This is a genomic window from Arthrobacter sp. AG258 (assembly GCF_004364695.1).
Taxonomy (GTDB): domain Bacteria; phylum Actinomycetota; class Actinomycetes; order Actinomycetales; family Micrococcaceae; genus Arthrobacter.
Genome location: NZ_SOBI01000004.1, coordinates 1 through 17257, shown reverse-complemented (window position 1 = coordinate 17257; position 17257 = coordinate 1). Strand labels below are relative to the sequence as shown.

The 17257-nt window shown below is 64.4% G+C and carries 18 protein-coding genes; 14 read left to right on the top strand and 4 right to left on the bottom strand.

The window, feature by feature from the left end; all coding sequences use genetic code 11:
* The first annotated feature begins 66 nt into the window (after positions 1-66).
* The 10 genes from DFO47_RS09300 to DFO47_RS09255 all read left to right on the top strand — a co-directional run bounded on the left by DFO47_RS09300 (position 67) and on the right by DFO47_RS09255 (position 11594).
* Positions 67-1452, top strand: a complete 1386-nt coding sequence (locus DFO47_RS09300; protein WP_133831480.1) for an MBL fold metallo-hydrolase — start codon at positions 67-69, stop codon at positions 1450-1452.
* 172 nt (positions 1453-1624) lie between these two features.
* On the top strand, positions 1625-2614 hold the full coding sequence (locus DFO47_RS09295; protein ID WP_133831479.1) for a LacI family DNA-binding transcriptional regulator: 990 nt from the start codon (positions 1625-1627) through the stop codon (positions 2612-2614).
* Positions 2615-2616: 2 nt separating this feature from the next.
* Positions 2617-3597: a 2-hydroxyacid dehydrogenase gene (locus DFO47_RS09290; RefSeq protein WP_133831478.1), complete on the top strand. Its 981-nt coding sequence runs from the start codon at positions 2617-2619 to the stop codon at positions 3595-3597.
* On the top strand, positions 3594-4811 hold the full coding sequence (gene manD, locus DFO47_RS09285) for a D-mannonate dehydratase ManD (protein ID WP_133831477.1): 1218 nt from the start codon (positions 3594-3596) through the stop codon (positions 4809-4811). The genes DFO47_RS09290 and manD overlap by 4 nt, the downstream gene beginning before the upstream one ends.
* Before the next feature lie 2 nt (positions 4812-4813).
* On the top strand, positions 4814-6343 hold the full coding sequence (locus DFO47_RS09280; RefSeq protein WP_133831476.1) for a mannitol dehydrogenase family protein: 1530 nt from the start codon (positions 4814-4816) through the stop codon (positions 6341-6343).
* Entirely contained in the window at positions 6340-7392 is a 1053-nt protein-coding gene (locus tag DFO47_RS09275; protein WP_133831475.1) for an alcohol dehydrogenase catalytic domain-containing protein, read from the top strand. Before DFO47_RS09280 ends, DFO47_RS09275 begins: the two co-directional genes overlap by 4 nt.
* 50 nt (positions 7393-7442) lie before the next feature.
* Positions 7443-8837: an MFS transporter gene (locus DFO47_RS09270; protein ID WP_133831474.1), complete on the top strand. Its 1395-nt coding sequence runs from the start codon at positions 7443-7445 to the stop codon at positions 8835-8837.
* 78 nt (positions 8838-8915) lie between these two features.
* Complete coding sequence (locus DFO47_RS09265; RefSeq protein WP_133831473.1) at positions 8916-9602, top strand: bifunctional 4-hydroxy-2-oxoglutarate aldolase/2-dehydro-3-deoxy-phosphogluconate aldolase; 687 nt, start codon at positions 8916-8918, stop codon at positions 9600-9602.
* On the top strand, positions 9599-10549 hold the full coding sequence (locus DFO47_RS09260) for a sugar kinase (protein WP_133831472.1): 951 nt from the start codon (positions 9599-9601) through the stop codon (positions 10547-10549). The genes DFO47_RS09265 and DFO47_RS09260 overlap by 4 nt, the downstream gene beginning before the upstream one ends.
* A gap of 25 nt (positions 10550-10574) precedes the next feature.
* Positions 10575-11594 carry a DUF4862 family protein gene (locus DFO47_RS09255; RefSeq protein ID WP_166651702.1) on the top strand — a complete coding sequence of 340 codons (1020 nt, stop codon included), beginning with the start codon at positions 10575-10577 and terminating at the stop codon, positions 11592-11594.
* 34 nt (positions 11595-11628) lie between these two features.
* On the opposite strand, the gene DFO47_RS09250 is transcribed toward DFO47_RS09255, so the two are convergent.
* The 3 genes from DFO47_RS09250 to DFO47_RS09240 form a co-directional block, all read right to left on the bottom strand.
* Positions 11629-11937 carry a transcriptional regulator gene (locus DFO47_RS09250; RefSeq protein ID WP_018761178.1) on the bottom strand — a complete coding sequence of 103 codons (309 nt, stop codon included), beginning with the start codon at positions 11935-11937 and terminating at the stop codon, positions 11629-11631.
* The gene (locus tag DFO47_RS09245; RefSeq protein WP_133831470.1) at positions 11934-12377 is read right to left on the bottom strand and encodes a hypothetical protein; all 444 of its coding nucleotides are present in this window, start codon (positions 12375-12377) and stop codon (positions 11934-11936) included. The genes DFO47_RS09250 and DFO47_RS09245 overlap by 4 nt, the downstream gene beginning before the upstream one ends.
* 139 nt (positions 12378-12516) lie before the next feature.
* Entirely contained in the window at positions 12517-13239 is a 723-nt protein-coding gene (locus DFO47_RS09240; protein WP_133831469.1) for an HNH endonuclease family protein, read from the bottom strand.
* Between the two features lie 173 nt (positions 13240-13412).
* On the opposite strand from DFO47_RS09240, the gene DFO47_RS09235 reads away from it, so the two are divergent.
* Both DFO47_RS09235 and DFO47_RS09230 read left to right on the top strand, forming a co-directional pair.
* The gene (locus tag DFO47_RS09235; protein ID WP_018761175.1) at positions 13413-13814 is read left to right on the top strand and encodes a VOC family protein; all 402 of its coding nucleotides are present in this window, start codon (positions 13413-13415) and stop codon (positions 13812-13814) included.
* A gap of 183 nt (positions 13815-13997) precedes the next feature.
* The gene (locus DFO47_RS09230) at positions 13998-14198 is read left to right on the top strand and encodes a hypothetical protein (protein WP_018761174.1); all 201 of its coding nucleotides are present in this window, start codon (positions 13998-14000) and stop codon (positions 14196-14198) included.
* A gap of 121 nt (positions 14199-14319) precedes the next feature.
* Here DFO47_RS09230 and DFO47_RS09225 read toward each other — a convergent pair whose 3' ends face one another.
* Positions 14320-14904, bottom strand: a complete 585-nt coding sequence (locus DFO47_RS09225; protein ID WP_018761173.1) for an NAD(P)H-dependent oxidoreductase — start codon at positions 14902-14904, stop codon at positions 14320-14322.
* Positions 14905-15328: 424 nt separating this feature from the next.
* Between DFO47_RS09225 and DFO47_RS09220 the strand changes: the two genes are divergently transcribed.
* Both DFO47_RS09220 and DFO47_RS09215 read left to right on the top strand, forming a co-directional pair.
* Positions 15329-16393, top strand: coding sequence for a neutral zinc metallopeptidase (locus tag DFO47_RS09220; protein WP_133831468.1), 1065 nt, complete (start codon positions 15329-15331; stop codon positions 16391-16393).
* A 185-nt stretch (positions 16394-16578) separates the two neighbouring features.
* Positions 16579-17257, top strand: a 679-nt coding sequence (locus DFO47_RS09215; RefSeq protein ID WP_133831467.1) for a mandelate racemase/muconate lactonizing enzyme family protein, incomplete at its 3' end; no start/stop codon positions are given.

Here is a 17257-nt window from a genome sequence, read left to right as displayed (position 1 = left end):
GGCCCTTTACGGCCAACGAGTCGAGCGCATGGTTGAGTCACCCAGCCAGGCGGATCAGGAGCACGTATGAGCGGGCAACATCCACCAGCGCTGCAGTTCCTGGGCGCTACGGACACGGTGACAGGTTCCCGATACTTGGTCCGTTCGCAAAATCACCGGATCCTTGTTGAGTGCGGACTTTTCCAAGGCTATAAGGTCCTCCGTGATCGAAACCGCACTCCGTTGCAGGTCAGCCCGGCGAGTGTCGATGCGGTGGTCCTCACCCACGCCCATTTGGATCACAGCGGCTACATCCCCGCCTTGGTACGTGATGGCTTTCGCGGTCCTGTTTACTCGACACCCGGTACCGCGGAGCTGTGTTCCCTCCTGCTCCCGGACAGCGGTTATCTCCAGGAGGAGGAAGCCCGGTATTCGGACCGCACCGAATCGTCAACGCACCATCCGCCCATGCCCCTCTATACCGCTGAAGACGCCGTCCGGTCGCTGGACAGTTTTCAAACCCGGACCTTCGACTCCCCTTTCCTGCTGCCAGGGGGCATCGAGGCAACATTCCTTCCGGCCGGGCATATCCTTGGGGCAGCACAGGTACACCTCGCACTCGCAGGCCACACCGTGCATTTCACCGGCGATCTGGGACGCAGGAACGACCCCCTGATGTACCCGCCTCGAGACCTTGGGACCACTAACGTCCTTGTCACGGAATCCACGTACGGCAACCGGACACACCCAGGAGGAAACCCGGAAGCTGAACTCGGCGAAATCATCAGCCGCGTGGCCAAGCGCCATGGAGTCATCATGATCGCCGCGTTCGCCGTCGGCCGGGCCGAGACCGTCCTGCTGTACCTCTCCCGCCTCCTGGCCCGGCATGCGATTCCCGCCATCCCCATATACCTCAACAGCCCGATGGCCATCGACGCCTCCGGTATGTATCAGCGCCACCGCGAGGAACACAGGCTGGCACAGCACGACTTTGAAGCCATGTACAGGGTCGCGAAGCCCATCCGCAGCGCGGACGAATCGAAACTGCTCAACCTCCGCGGCGGACCCATGATCATCATCTCCGCCAGCGGCATGCTCACGGGCGGCCGGATCCTGCACCACCTCGCTGCCTACGGCCCAGACAAGCGCAATGCCATCATCCTTAGCGGATACCAGGCCGGAGGCACGCGCGGCGCAGCACTCGCCGAAGGTGGAAAACACCTCCGCATCTACGGGCAGGATGTCCACATCGAAGCAGAAGTCATCCAGATGGAAGGCCTCTCCGCGCACGCGGACTCCAATGAATTGCTCCAATGGATGCAGGCAGCCCCACAGGCACCAGACATGACCTACATCACGCACGGGGAGCCGGACGCCGCTGACGCTCTCCGTGTCCGAATCAAGCGTCAACTTGGCTGGAAAGTCCGCGTTCCTGAACACCAGGAGTCAGTTTCGATCGAAAACCCCCGCTGACACCCGGCCTGCCACGTCCGCCGTGCTGGTTAGCTCAGTGACAGACGCGCAGCCGGCCACTCCACAACACTCCTCATCCTCTGTGGCGCACATCATGGAAAACTCTTGACAACCTTGTACAAGTCTTTCCATACTGGTGAGGAAGGGTTTCAATGGAGCAACTGGAGGACCGATGGCGGCCAAACTCACGGACGTCGCAAAGCTCGCGGGCGTATCGCTGGCAACAGCATCGAGGGCATTCAGCGATCCTGGTCGGTTGGCATCCGAAACCCGCCGGAAAGTTATAGACGCCGCGGTCCAGCTCGGGTACGACGTGCCCGGCCTGTCCGGCAGCCGAACTTTCGGTGTCGTGGTTCCTGACATCTCCAACGCTGTCTTTGCGGCCCTAATCAAATCAATCCAGGACCAGGCATGGCACGGACGGCACAGGATGGTGCTGGCAGACACGTCTGAGTCCTCCACCCGCGAACGGGAACACCTGGAGTCCTTCGCTACCGGCGTCGACGGCATCATCCTCTGCTCCCCCCGTCTCCCTTCGGACCAAATCCAACAGTTCGCCGGCAACACGCCCCTGGTGGTCATCAACGGTGAAGCCGACCATGCGGCCCGTGTGCTGATGGAAGCGGGCGAAGGCCTCCGCCAGGCCGTGGAACACCTTCACGCACTCGGCCACCGTAAAATCGCCTACATACCCGGCCCTGCCTCGTCCTGGGCGAACGGGCAACGCCACACAGCCATCAGCCGTTTCTGCAACGACTGGGGAATTGAACTGGTGACCGTCGGCAACCAGAATGCCACGGTCGACGGCGGCCTCGCCGCCGCAGCGTCGGTCGTCGCCAGCGGTGCCACCGCGGTAATCGCCTATAACGACCTGGTGGCGATCGGCATGCTTGCCGGAGCCCGTACCCTCGGGTACCACTGCCCCGAAGACATCAGTGTCGTGGGCATCGATGACCTCGACATCGCCGCAGCCGCGGAGCCCGGCCTTACGTCCGTGCGCGTTCCGATTGGCCGAAGCGGCTCATTGGCCCTCGAACTCCTCCTCGAACAGATCGCCGGCAAGCCCTCCACTACTGAGGCTGTGCACCTCAGCTCACAACTCATCGTCCGCGGCTCCACCTTCGCCGCACGCAACGCGGACCACGCCTTTCAAGGAAAGTAACCATGAGAATTGTCATCGCAGACCCGAATCTGATGCCCCAAAGGGCGACTTTGGAGGCGGCACTCCCGGCCGGTGCCCTCACGTCCTGGCACGACAGCTGGAATGAGCACTCGGTCCTGACAGACCTTAAAGACGCTGACGTCTATGTGGGACCCAAGTTCACCGCTGCCATGGGCGCCCAATCCCCCGACCTCCGCCTGGTCCATGTCGCCGGGGCGGGCTACGACGGTATCGAGGCCGACGCCCTGCCGGACGGCGCGGTGTGCGCCAACACCTTCCACCATGAAGGCTCCATCGCCGAGTACATCGCCGCCGCATTGGTCGCACTCCGTCGGAACCTGCTGGGCCAGGACGCGGCCCTCCGCAGCGGTATCTGGGCCTCCTCTGTATATTCGCAGGACATCCCGCAACCGGAGACACTCCGCGGAGCGGTTGTTACGTTCCTTGGCTTTGGCCATATCGGGAGCGCCGCGTGGAAACTGCTCCAGGCCTTCGGGGCTGAAGGCATCGCGATTACCCGCAGCGGCAGCGTTGATCCGGAGAAAAACAACCTCCGCTGGGCCGGGACCACCGACCGCCTCAACGAAGCCCTTAGCGAATCCGACATTCTCCTCATCAGCATCCCGCTCAGCGCAGAAACAACAGCCCTGGTCGGCGCGGAGGAACTGAACAACCTTGGCCCCAGGGGACAGGTGGTCAACGTTGCCCGCGGTCCTGTTATTGACGAAGCCGCGCTCTACGAAGCCCTCAAGGACCGCAGGATATCCGGAGCTGCCGTCGACGTTTGGTACCAGTACCCCGGTCGCGACGGGCGCGCCATGCCATCGGCCCTGCCGTTCGACCGGCTCGACAACGTCATCATGACCCCGCACTCCTCCGGCGTCACGGCCGAAACCTTCCGCGGCCGTGCCCTTGAAATCGCCGAAAACATCACCCGCCTCTCCGCGAACCTGCCACTGAAGAATGCCGTGATCACCAAATGACCCGAAAAATCGTCGACGTCGACGTCCTCGTCACCAGCCCAAGCCGCAACTTCGTCACCCTTAAAATCACCACCGACGACGGGCTGACCGGCTGGGGAGACGCCACACTTAACGGCCGCGAACTCTCCGTCGCCAGCTACCTCCGGGACCACCTCGCCCCCGCGCTGCTCGGACGCGACGCCGACCGCATCGAAGACACCTGGCAGTACTTCTATCGTGGCGCCTATTGGCGCCGGGGACCGGTCACCATGGCTGCCATCGGTGCGATCGACCTCGCCCTCTGGGACATCAAAGGCAAAGCCCTCGGCGTCCCCGTCTACCAACTCCTCGGCGGCGCCGCCCGCGACAAGATCCTCGCCTACACCCACGCCACGGGCTGGGACCTCCCGGAACTCCTCGATTCGATCGACCAGCGCCGCGACCAGGGCTTCCGGGCTGTGCGCGCCCAGTCCGGCGTCCCCGGCCTGGACAAGGTCTACGGCGTTACCAAAGGTGCCGCCAGCTATGAACCGGCCGGACGCGGAGCCGGACCGGCCGAAGAGGACTGGGACACTTCGGCCTACCTCCGTCACGCCCCGAAAGTGCTGTCGGCTGTCCGCGAGCACGTCGGCCCCGAGCTCAAACTGCTCCACGACGTCCACCACCGGCTCAACCCCACCGAAGCCGCCCGGCTGGCCCGTTCCCTGGAAGACGTGGACCTATTCTGGCTCGAAGACGTCACCCCGGCCGAAAACCAGCGTCTCCTGCGCACCCTGCGCCAGCAGACCACCGTCCCCTTGGCCATCGGCGAAGTCTTCAACACCATCTGGGACTGTGAGCACCTCATCACGGAGCGGCTCATCGACTTCATCCGCACTGCCGTCGTCCATGCCGGAGGCATCTCCCACGTCCGCAAGATCCTGGCGCTGGCCGAGGTGTACCAGATCAAGGGGGCCCCGCACGGCCCCTCCGATGTCTCGCCCATCAACCTGTCTGCCTCGCTGCACCTGGGCCTTGCCACCAGCAACTTCGCGATCCAGGAATACATGGGCTACGACCCGCTGGTGTCGGAAGTTTTCCAGTCCAGCTTCCGGTTCGAGGACGGCTACCTTCACCCCGGGGAAGAACCCGGCCTCGGCGTGCAGGTGGACGAGGCCGCGGCAGCCCGGTTCCCCTATAAACAGGCCTACCTGCCCATCGCCCGTGAGCTCGACGGCTCCATGAAGGACTGGTAGCCATGACCTCCATTCCCCCGCTGTCCGCGGCCACCCCCGGAATCCTGCGGCGGCCGGCAGCACCGGCTCCCGGGATTGTCCACCTGGGCCTCGGCAACTTCCACCGCGCACACCAGGCCGTTTACACCGACGCCGCCGTCGCCGCCCACGGCGGTGACTGGGGCATCATCGGGGTTGCCAGCCGCTCCACCACCATCCCCGATGCCATGCACGCCCAGGACATGCTCTACACCGTGGTGGAAACCTCCCCGGCGGGCGCCACCTACTCGGTGCCCCGGGTCCACACGGATGCCTTCACGGCAGCCGCCAACCCGGACCGGGTAGTAAAGGCCATCGGCGGCTCCGGTACCCGGATCGTGTCCCTTACCGTCACGGAGAACGGCTACAACTACACCCCCGCCACCGGCGCGCTCAACCACAAGGATCCGGCGATCCAGCACGATCTGGTCCATCCCGAGTCACCCCGGACTCCTGTCGGGCAGATCGTCCGCGGCCTGCAGCACCGGTCCAGGACCCATGGCGAGACAGTGACCATCCTCAGCTGTGACAACCTGGCCGACAACGGCCATCACACCCAGCGACTGGTCCGCGAATTCGCCTCCCTGCTCCCGCCCGCGGAAGCCTCCGAGGCCCTGGCCTACATTGACAGCCGCACCAGCTTCCCTTCCTCCATGGTTGACCGCATCGTGCCTGCCACCACGGACCACTACCGGAGGCTGGTGGCATCCCAGCGCGGCTACACCGACAGGATCCCGGTCCCGGCTGAGCCGTTCAGCATGTGGATCGTCGAGGACAACTTCATCGCCGGGCGGCCCACCTGGGAGGCCGGCGGGGCGGTGTTCTCCAACGAGGTAGGCGCCTACGAGCAGCTGAAAGTCCGCCTGCTCAACGGCACGCACTCACTGATCGCCTACCTCGGAGCCCTGTCCGGCGCCCCCACCATCCCCGAATCCGTCGCGCACCCGTCCATCGAAATGGCTGCCCGCTCGGTGCTGCGCAACGAGTACCTGCCCAGCGTCGCGGTGCCACGCGACGTCGACGTGGACGCCTACGAGGAAGAGCTCTTCACCCGCTGGCGCAACACGGCCCTTGGCCACCGCACCAGCCAGGTGGGATCCGACGGATCCGTCAAACTCCGCCAGCGAATCCCGCTGCCGGCGCTGCAGATGCTCGACGAGGGCGCGATGCCCCACCTCCTGGCCCTCACCACCGCCGCGTATCTCGCATGCATCGCCCCGATGCCCGGCTTCGATCCCGGACCACAGGCCCACGCCATGGAGGACCCGGCCCGCGGGATGCTGGCCGGACTCGCAGCAGGATCCCGCTCTGGCCGCGACCTCGCCTGCAAGGTCATCGGGGACCACCACCTCCTCGGCGAGGAACTGGCCGGACGCGAGGGGTTCATCCTGCGCACCGGTGAGTTCATCGACATCATTCACTCATCGGGACCGCTGGCCGCCATCGCAGACGCCGGACCACCCGTTTCCCTCACTCCAGCCCCGACCCTCCAAATCATGCGGAGCACGCCATGACCACCCAAGCCATCCCCGAAACGAATACGCCCGCCCTTCCCACCGGCACCCAGGCCGCCGTACTGCACGGCGCCCGCGACCTGCGCATCGAGCACAAACCGCTGGCGCCCCTGGGCCCGAAAGACCTCCTGGTCGAAATGCGCTCCGGCGGGATCTGCGGATCCGACATGCACTACTTCGCGGAGGGGCGCAACGGCACCAACGTACTGCGGCAGCCCACGGTCCTGGGACACGAAGGCGCCGGCGTCGTCATCGCCGCGGGTTCGCAGGCCACCATCTCCACCGGCACCCCGGTAGTCATCGAACCCGCCCTGCCGTGCCGTGAATGTCCCACCTGCCTGTCCGGACGCTACAACGTCTGCCCCACCGGCACCTGCCTCGGTTCCCCACCCGCCCACGGGCTCTTCGCCCGCCACGTCGTGGTCCCCGAAGCCGCCGTGCACCCCCTTCCGGACACCATCCCGGCAGAAATCGGCGCGGCAATCGAACCACTCGCCGTCGCCGTCTGGGCCGTCGAGCGGGCACAGGTCCACAAAGGCCACCGTGTCCTGATTACGGGCGCCGGACCCATCGGCCTCCTCGTCGCGCAGGTCGCGGCAGCCCAAGGCGCCGCCGATATCGTCGTGACGGATGTGAACGACGACCGTCTCGCCGTCGCCACCAAATTCGGCGCCACCCGCACCATCAACACCGCCACCACACCACTGGACCTTTCAGGGATGGACCGGCTGATCGAATGCTCCGGGAACACCAGGGCCCTCGCCGACGGCATCCAGACCCTGGCACCGGCAAGCCGCGCCACCGTCGTCGGCCAGGCCAAACCCACGGTGGACGGAATCCCGCTCGGCTTCCTCCAGCGCTACGAAATCGACCTCGTCACCGCCTTCCGCTACGCCAACGCATTCCCCACCGCGATCGACCTCGCGGCATCCGGCGCCGTGGACCTGCAGTCCATCGTCACCAGCACCTACACGCTCGAAAATGCCGCGGCCGCCCTCATGGCACCGGTGGTTGACCCGACCAACCTCAAAGTCCTCATCACCTACTGATCCAGCACCACCAAAAGCACAGCAGGACGTCCATTCAAAGGAGTATGGAAATGACCACAGCAGCGCACATCCCTCCGGGAAACGTTGACCAAAGCAAAGTCCGGAAGGCCGCCGTCGCCGGCCTCATCGGCACAACGCTCGAACTGTATGACTTCGTCATCTACGGCACCGCCTCCGCCCTCGTCTTCAGCAAACTGTTCTTCCCCAACGTCTCCCCTGCGGCGGCCCTGATCGCAAGCTTCACCACCTTCGCCGTCGGCTTCCTGTTCCGCCCCCTCGGCGGCATCTTCTTCTCGCACTTCGGCGACCGGCTCGGCCGCAAATGGGTCCTGGTGGTTACCCTGCTCCTGATGGGCGGCGCCACCCTGGCCATAGGATTGCTGCCGACATTCGACCAGATCGGCATTCTGGCTCCCGTCCTGCTCTGCGTCTGCCGCGCAGCCCAAGGCTTCGGCGCCGGTGCCGAACAGTCCGGTGGCGCAACCCTGCTCACCGAGTCTGCTGCCCCCGGCACCCGCGGGAAGCTCGCCTCCCTCATCATGGTTGGCGCTGCCGCCGGCACTGCCCTCGGGGCACTCGTGTGGATTGCGGCCCAGTCCCTCGCTCCGAACGACATGCTGACCTGGGGCTGGCGGCTTGTCTTCCTCTCCAGCATTTTCGTCACCATCGCCGCCCTGGTCATCCGGCGCAAGCTCGACGAGTCCCCCGTCTTCGAAGAAATCAAGCAGGCCCGCACCGTACCGCCGGCCCCGTTGAAGGAAGTCGCCAAGAACGGCAAGGCCAACGTCCTGCGCGTCATCCTCATGAACCTCGGCGTCAGCACGCAGTCGTACACCATTCAGGTGTTCATGGCCTCCTACCTGATCACCGTCGTCGGGACCGACCCCAAGTTCATTCCCCCGGTCCTCCTCATCGGCGCACTGTGCGGCGGCGTCGCAGCCGTGTCCTTCGGGATACTGTCCGACAAAATCGGCCGCCGGCGCGTCGTCTCGCTCATTACCGGGGCACTGATCCTCTTCCCGGCACCGGCCTTCATGCTCCTCACCACCGGGTCCCCCGTGGCCATCGTCCTGGTAATCATCGTGGGCTTCATGCTTGCCTGCCAGGGTGTCGTCGGCGTCCACATGAGCTACTTCCCCGAAATCTTCGGCAGCCGCTACCGCTACGCCGGTGTCACCCTGGGACGCGAGTTCTCGTCCATCATCGGCGGCGGTGTCGCGCCGATGATCTGCGCCGGACTGCTGGGACTCTTCAGCAATTCCTGGATCCCGGTCGCCATCTACATGTCGCTGACCATGGTGGTCAGCTTCATCGCCACCCGGCTCACGCCCGAAACACTCAACCGCGACCTCACCGACCCCGAAGACGCCCGGCACCACAGCGAAATCCTTACGGCCGCAACCGCTGAAGCTGCCAACACAACCACCGCCCAGCACGCCAAATGAGCCCCGTGACGTGCGCGACGGCGGCACGCGCCGCCGTCGGGCACGTCACCCCCGCACACCCCACCAGAAGGACCTTCAATGCAGCGCCTCGATGACCAACCCACGCTTCAGCGCCCGCATCCATCCGCTATCCTCGGCGCAACCCGGGTTGTGGCCGTCCTCCGTGCAGGCCACGCCTCCGACTATGCTCCCGTCATCGAAGCACTCCAGAACGGCGGAGTGCTGAGCATCGAGCTGACCCTGAGCACCCCGGGAGTCTGGGACGAGCTGCCCCGCCTGCAGCAGAGGTTCGGCAGCGCCCTCGAACTCGGCGTCGGAACCGTCACCGCAGCCGACGAAGCAGAAACGGCCATGGACCTTGGCGCGGCGTACATCGTCACCCCCGTCACCGATCCGGCCATCATCACAGCCTGCGTCCGCCGAGGTGTCCCCGTCTACCCGGGAGGCCTGACTCCCACCGAGCTCCATGCCGGATGGAAGCTGGGCGCCACCGCCGTCAAGGTCTTCCCGGCTTCCACCGTGGGTGCAGGATACGTCCCCCAGCTGCGCGGCCCGTTCCCTGACCTCCAGGTCATACCTTCCGGCGGTGTGGACATCGACGACGTCCCCGCCTGGATCCGGGCAGGAGCACTGGCTGTCAGCCTTGGAGGTCCACTGCTGGGTGATGCCTTCAAGGGCGGCGACCTCCAGGAACTGACGTCCCGGGCCCGGCGCGTCCGCGCCCTGGTGGACCAGACTGCGGCCCAGCTTGGAGCAGCCCAATGAACGGCGCGCCTTACGTGGTCACCTTCGGCGAAACCATGGCGCTGATGCGCACCGACCAGGTGGGGCCACTCGCCCACGCAGCCACCCTGAGCCTGGGCATCGGCGGCTCGGAATCCAATGTCGCCATCGGGCTCCAACGACTCGGCGTGCACGCTGTCTGGTGCGGACGCGTGGGCGCTGACTCACTCGGCGTCATGGTGGAGCGGGAAATCCGCGCCGAAGGCGTTGACGTCAGGGCCGCCGTCGACCCTTCCGCCCCTACCGGGCTGATGATCAAGGAACGCCGGACTCCCGCCACCCAACGCGTCAGCTACTACCGGTCCGGCAGCGCCGGATCCAGAATCGAGCCGGAGGACATCGACGAACAACTCGTGTCAGGAGCTGCCCTGCTGCACGTCACCGGCATCACGCCCGCGCTATCCCCCCGTGCGGAAGCGACGCTCAAATACGCCGTGGACGTAGCCCGTGCCCACCACGTAAAGGTCTCCTTTGACCTGAACTATCGCAGAACCCTCTGGTCACCCGAAGCTGCACAGCGTGTCTACCAGGACATCATCCCGCTCGCCGACGTCGTGTTCGCGGGCGACGATGAAGCCGCCATCGCGGTCGGCGCCGGCGACCCGGACGAGCTGGCCCGGCGAATCACTGCACTGGGTCCAAGCCAGGCCGTCATCAAGCTGGGCGCGGACGGCGCGCTGGCCGTTATCGACGGCACGATATTCCGCCAGGAGGCAGTGTCCGTCGACGCCGTGGACACTGTAGGTGCCGGCGACGCATTCGTCGCCGGATACCTTGCCGAACTCATCATGGGCAGCGGACCCCGGACCAGACTCGCGACTGCCACCGCAACAGGCGCCTTCGCGTGCCTCGTCTCCGGCGACTGGGAAGGGCTCCCCCGCCGCCACGAACTGGCGATGCTGCAAACACGTGAGCCCGTCAGCCGTTGACGGCCACAAACCAATGGAGACCTTGATGCCTTTGACAAGCCCGAAGGGAGACCCCTACTTCATTGGGGCCTACGCGGCCGCGCCCAGCCTCTTGGGATGGGATCCCGTGGCTGAAGGAAAGTTCCTGGCCTCCGTCCTGGCCCTGGATGGCGTGGCCGGACTGGAAATACCCTTCACCGGAAAGCTGCACAAAGAGGACGAGTCATGGTTCCTGAAGCAGCTACCCGAGGCCGCACGCTTCGTGGTCACGACGATCCCCGGCACCATGGTCAGGCTCCAGGCTGACCCTGGCTTCGGCCTTGCCTCGACGTCTGCGTCCGGCCGTCGGTCGGCACTGGATTTTGTCCAGGATGCGTTGGAGTCCGTGAAGCGGCTCAACCGGCAAGTGGGGAGGCCCGCCGTTGCCGCCCTCGAGTTGCACGCCGCCCCGACAGCCATTGAAGATGCCGCGTCGGCCGCCGCACTTGAAGCGTCGCTGACCGAGCTGGCCGGCCAGGACACGGGCGGCGCCCGCCTGGTACTGGAACACTGCGACGCCCTGATGCCTGGCCAAGCACCGGCAAAAGGCTTCCTCAGCCTGGAAGCGGAGGCAGAAGCGGTCCAGTGGGCGCGCGAGGCCACAGGTCATTCTTTCGGCATGGTCGTCAACTGGGGGCGGTCGGTGATCGAACAGCGACGCCCAGAAGCCGGGCGCGAACACATAACCTACCTTCGAGACCGCGGAATTCTGGGCGGGGTTGTGCTTTCCGGATGCTCCAGCATCGACACGAAGTACGGTCCGGCCTGGGCCGATGTCCACGTACCGCCTGCCGCACCATCTGGCGATCCCAGCCTCAGCGTCCATCCAGATGGACTGCTTGAACCAGGCTCACTCCTGACCGCTGGTCGGATTCAGGAGTGCCTGCGGGCTGCCGGCTCCCCGCGCGAGACAGGCTTCCGGGCCATCAAGGTGGCGGCCCCGCCACAATCAAACGTGGAGCAGCGCGTGGCTGCCGTCGCGCAAACCCTGGCGATCGTGCGGCAGGCTGCTCCGGTGCCTGCTTGACCGTCCCGCACTGTCGCGTACCAGGCAGGGGCCCCTACAGTCCTGCGGCGATGGACCGGAGCGCTTCGAGGTGGTGCTGGTAGGCAGTCCGCCCGGCAGGCGTGAGGGAGAGCCAGGTCCGCGGGCGTTTTCCGACGTAGCCTTTTCGGATTTTGATGTAGCCGACAGCTTCGAGTTGGGCAGCCTGCTTGGAGAGCACCGGGGCCGTCACCTCTATCGTGTCGCGGACGTGGGCGAACTCGGCTTCGTCGACCTGCGCCAAGGCGGCAACGATACTGAACCGGACGGGTGCGTGAATGTGCTCATCCAGCCTGTGCCGGGCATGCTGGCCGGCACTGCTCACCTGGAGATCCAACGGATAGCTGCAGCGGCCACCAAGGCTGGGGCGGCGGCGAGGACGGCGCCCAGAGCGACCATGGGCCACGTGTTGTCGGCGGATTGGGACGCATGGTTGAGCCAGGGCAGAACGGCGATCAAGGACAGGACGAAGGATCCTGCAATGCCTGTCCTTGACCACAACCTCGCCCTTCGAGGGACCGTTTTCGCTGCCCGTTCGATCCACCAGGCAACGAGCAGCCACAAGGCAATGAAGGCAACGGTCTTCACGGCATGGGCCATGCCGCCAGCGAGGATATTCTGACTCGCCATGTAAAAGGCCGTGGTAGCACCGAACACAGCCGTTGCCAGGGCGTGGACCGAACGGTCCCGCTCTGAGGTGATGCTGCGGGCCTGGACGGCAGAGAGCTGCTCACGGGCTTGCTCCGGGGTTGGATGGTTTGTCACGGAAACTCCTGGCTCAGTTGAATGTCTGTCCATCTAAACAAGTAGTTTCCAAATCGGCAACTACTTTCCATTGGGCGTTCGCAGCCTCATATGCGGGCTCTAACCAGGAATCAGAGGACGGGCGACGCAGGCACCTCCTCTAATTGCAGTCCTTAAGGGTGCGGGCGATGGAATCATGCTCGGCCGGAGTGACCCAGAGGCTGTACTTGGCCTTGACGGTAGTCTGGCGGGCGACGTAGTCGCAACGGAAGGCTTTGTTCGGCGGCAGCCACGTTGCCGCGTCGCTGCCACCCTTGGCGGCGTTGGTCGGTCCGTCCGCAGCCATGAGGTTAAGCGGGTCGTTGGCGAATTCCTTGCGCCGCTCTTCACTGAGCTGCTGTGCACCTTTCTGCCATGCATCACTGAGTGGAACGATATGGTCGATCTGGACCCTGGAACTCGTGTCCTGGCCGCGGACGAAGCCGATCCTCGTGCCGGTGTACTTGTCGGCCAAGGTGCCGCTGGCAACGACACAGCCATTGGTGCCGGGCTTGAAAGTCTTGTCCAGGAGATCACGCCCAAGAATGTCATTGCGGGTATCACAACCGTTGTGGTCGACGTCCGCCCACGCCGGCCCGAACTCATCGCGGGTATAGCCGGTCTTGGGCGCCCGACCTTTTACTTGGATGGTTTCCAGTTGGGCGAGAGCTCTCGCGGCGTCAACGGAAGCTTCGGCATGCACAGTTGCTCCTGGAGCGATGCCTGGGCCAGGCTGGCCGTCGTCGAAGGCGTGGGCTGTGGCGTCACATCCTGCTAATGACCCACCCAGCAGCAAGACAACGGCGGCCGTTAGGGCTTTGGAAGGCAGAAGGGCGGTTTTCATGGTCCTCTGGATCGCTGGGGGTCATTCCACGCTAGCTTCGAACCACCGCTGCCGCGCGCAACGGCGCCCGTGGTGCCTGCCACACTCGTCGGACCCGCGGTCCCCCGGCAACATCCGCCCAGACACCGTGTTCTCGCTCCCCTGGGCAAGAAACGCCGTGTACGCTGTGGGCCATGACGGCGCCGCAAATCTATGTCATGTTCCCCGGCACGGCGCGTGAAGCACTTGGTTTCTACGCGGACGTTTTCGGCGGCGAACTCTCCTTGTTCACGTACCGGGAGTTCAGCCGGAATGACGGACCACCGGATGCCATAGCCCACGGCGTCCTCTCAGGCCCGGTCGCCGTGGCCGGGGCGGACGCGGCCACCGGCGAGAATGCTGTCCAATCTGAGGGGCTGATGCTCTCGCTGCTGGGAACCGCCGTACCTGCCGTTCTTCACCAGTGGTTCGACAAGCTCGCCTTGGGCGGCAGGGTGGTCGACCCCCTTGGCCCGAAGCCATGGGGCGCGGCGGACGGCCAGGTCATCGACCGCCACGGGCTCCACTGGCTCATCGGCTATGAGACGGCACCCTGAAGCACGCACACCTGTGACCTCGCCTCGTCGTCAGCAGATCGACGCCGCGGATGTCGGTCCGGGAGTTCCATCCGCAGGCCGGTGGGTCGAGACGCTCTGGACACCCGCGCGCCCTGCGGCCAGGCCCCAGTACACTGATCCACACACGATTAATCGGGACAGTACCTGAAGGATGGCCAAGAGATGACGGACAAGCTGCGCCTCACCCCGGACGACGACTTCCCGGAGGATCTGGAAGTGATGACCGATAACGATGTTCAGGTACTGGACAGCAGGATCCAGCGACAGCTCGATCATGAAATCGTCACTACGGGCGAATCGGATCCCGAAACGGAATTCCGCCACTACGAACTCGATGATGAGTTCACAGAACGCGGCAAATAAACCCGGTAGGTCGACATGCGGGGTTTGCGCTTTAACCAGGCGGTCTCGAAGGCGGCGGTTCTGGTGCCCAGGCATGTCGTCGTCACCGACGACGACCCGTGTCACGGGTGCGGCAAGCCCGTCATTCGTAGTCGATGGCGCGGCCTTTGGCGAGGGTTTCGGCCCACCACTTGAGCCCTTCGGCGAGAGCTTTGAGCCGGGGCTCGATAGGCTCGAAGACGCTGAAGTCAGCAGGGTCTTTGGATTTCAGTGCCGGGCGTATGACGTCAGGCAGGATGTGCACGGCCTGGCGGATGGCTGCCATGTCAAGTTCCACGGCCACCAGTCGGAGTTGTTCGATCACCCGGGCTCCCCCTACGCCGCCCCAGCCGACGAAGCCAACAGGTTTGCGCTGCCACTCGATGAAGGTGTGATCGATGGCGTTCTTCAACACTGCGGGGTAGCCGTGGTTGTATTCACCACTCATGATGACGAACCCGTCCGCTTCATCAAGTTTGCGGCCCAGCGCCGCGATTGCCTCGGTTGGGTAGTCACGCCCGGTGACGGACGGCGGTTTTTGGTCGAAGAACGGCAGCGGATAGTCGCGGAGATCCAGCAGTTCCACGTCCAACCCGTGCTCCCGCAGCCGCTGCTGCACCCAAGGGGCGACACGTTCGCTGAAGCGGCCCGTCCTGGTTGTTCCCATGATGACCTGGATCCTGGTCATTGGCGCCTCCTGGCCGTACTCCCACTCATTGAAGAAACGCCGGCGCGGATGCCGTTATTTCATCACGGTTACCACCCCGCCGACGGCGCCCTGGAGAGACGGCCGTCTTCGGCGTGCCCGAGAAGCGCCAGGCGGTGTTCATTCCCGATGGGCTGATGCTTCGAGACAGGGCTGTTGTAGGTATCGGCGCCTGTCAGGACTCCGCCCGCGTGTCAAACCCGGAATTGTACGGAGATCTCCAGTTAACTCCCCCAAAACAGATTAGGGAGGCGGGACAATAGCTATACGCGCTAAATGATCCTTAGAATTGGCGGACCCAAACGCGGCCTTTCATGGCCCCAATATCCAGGTTTTCCCATCCGCCGCAGGGAGTGCAGGGGCTCCCCACCGAATTCAGCTCGTCATTAATTGCCAGGAGGCAACAATGAATTCGCTCCCCCGCAAAATCGCAAAGTTTCTCTCGATGACCGCATTTTTTGCCCTGGTCATATCCGGCTGCAGTTCGCAGCCCGCCACACCTGCCAACCAAGGGCCACCCGCCGGCCCAGCAACCTCTGCCGCTCCCACAACGGATTCTGCAACGATCCCAGCGACCATCACGGCCCAACCGCAATTTGAAACTCCCACGCCGGCCGCCACCCCTACAGCGCAAAGGCAAACCGTCACCCCCACGGCTCAAACGCCAACCGCCACAGCAACTGTCAGTTGCTCAAGCACCGACAGGCTTAACCCGGGCCATTGCATCGAGAGCGACCCATTGGGTGATGCACCGCTCGGTGCTGCGCCTCCGCAAAGCCAGGTCATCCCGGGTAGCGACTACTCGTACACCGTGGAGCAGTACCTGAATTTCGTTATGGACGATGTAGGAAACCAATGGGCGAAGTGGTTCCCTTCAGTTGGCCTGCCTCAACCGTCCGTATACTTCATCCTCATCGAGCCAAATACGACAACCACGAGCAAATGCTTCACCGTGCCCCTCACCAGTGATCATCCGAACTCTTATTACTGCCCCAAGGACAGCGACAGCCAACATGACGGGACAATTATTCTCCCCGTCACGACCTTCCAGAAGATGTGGACAGGGGACGTCTTCGAACGCAACAGCAAGACCAAGGGTGACTTTGCTGCCGCCATCCTTGTGGCCCACGAGTTCGGCCACCACGTTCAGAATGCGATCCAGCTGGGTTACAACAAATTGCATCCGGAATCGCCAATATCGGCCGCACCGCAAGGAAAAAATGTTGAACTCATAGCCGACTGCTTCGCAGGCAATTGGATGGCCACCGCCTATTACGAAGGGCTGCTGGAGCCAGGTGACTACGAAGAAGCCATTGCCGGCCTGGAGTCCATTGGCGACACACTCCCCGGCGGAACGGCCCCGCACGGCTCGGCAGACGAACGGAAGGCGGCGCTCTTGACCGGCTACAACGGCACGGCGGAGACGAAATCGGGCGATCCCCTCGCCTGCATCTCCACCTACTGGAAATAGGGGGCTCCCTCGGCTGCTCGCCACCGTGTCGTCGAGGGTGCCTGGCCTGGGAGGACCCGGCCCCCATTGGAACCCAGTAGATCGTCAAAGCCTGGGACTGGAGTGACAGCGCATCTTGTAATACAAGTTATATGCTTGTATTACATGTGAGCGGGGTAACGTTGCCCCCTTTCCCAGGAGTATCAATGAGTACTGTCGATCTGATCCGGCACGTCAAGCTGTCCACCGCACGCCTGCCGCTTACTGTTCCCATCAGCGACGCCAAAGTCTTTACCGGCCGGCAGAAGCCCATGACCGAGGTGGTCTTCCTGTTCGCCGAGATCACCACCGAACTCGGGCATTCGGGCATCGGCTTCAGCTACTCCAAACGGGCCGGCGGACCGGCACAGTACGCCCACGCCAAAGAGGTCGCCGAGGGCCTGATCGGCGAGGACCCCAACGACATCGCCAGGATCTATACCAAACTCCTGTGGGCCGGGGCCTCCGTGGGCCGCTCCGGCGTCGCCACCCAGGCCCTGGCCGCCGTCGACATCGCCCTGTACGACCTGAAGGCAAAACGCGCGGGCCTGCCACTGGCCAAGCTCCTGGGCTCGTACCGCGACTCGGTGCGGACCTACAACACCTCCGGCGGCTTCCTCAACGCCACCCTCGAAGAAGTCAAGGACCGGGCCAGCCGGTCCATCGAGGAAGGCATCGGCGGCATCAAAATCAAAGTAGGCCTGCCGGACAGCACGGAAGACCTCCGCCGGGTCGCCGGCATCCGGGACCGCATCGGCCCCGACGTCCCACTGATGGTCGACGCCAACCAACAGTGGGACCGCGCCACAGCCCTGCGCATGGGCCGCCGCCTCGAAGACTTCAACC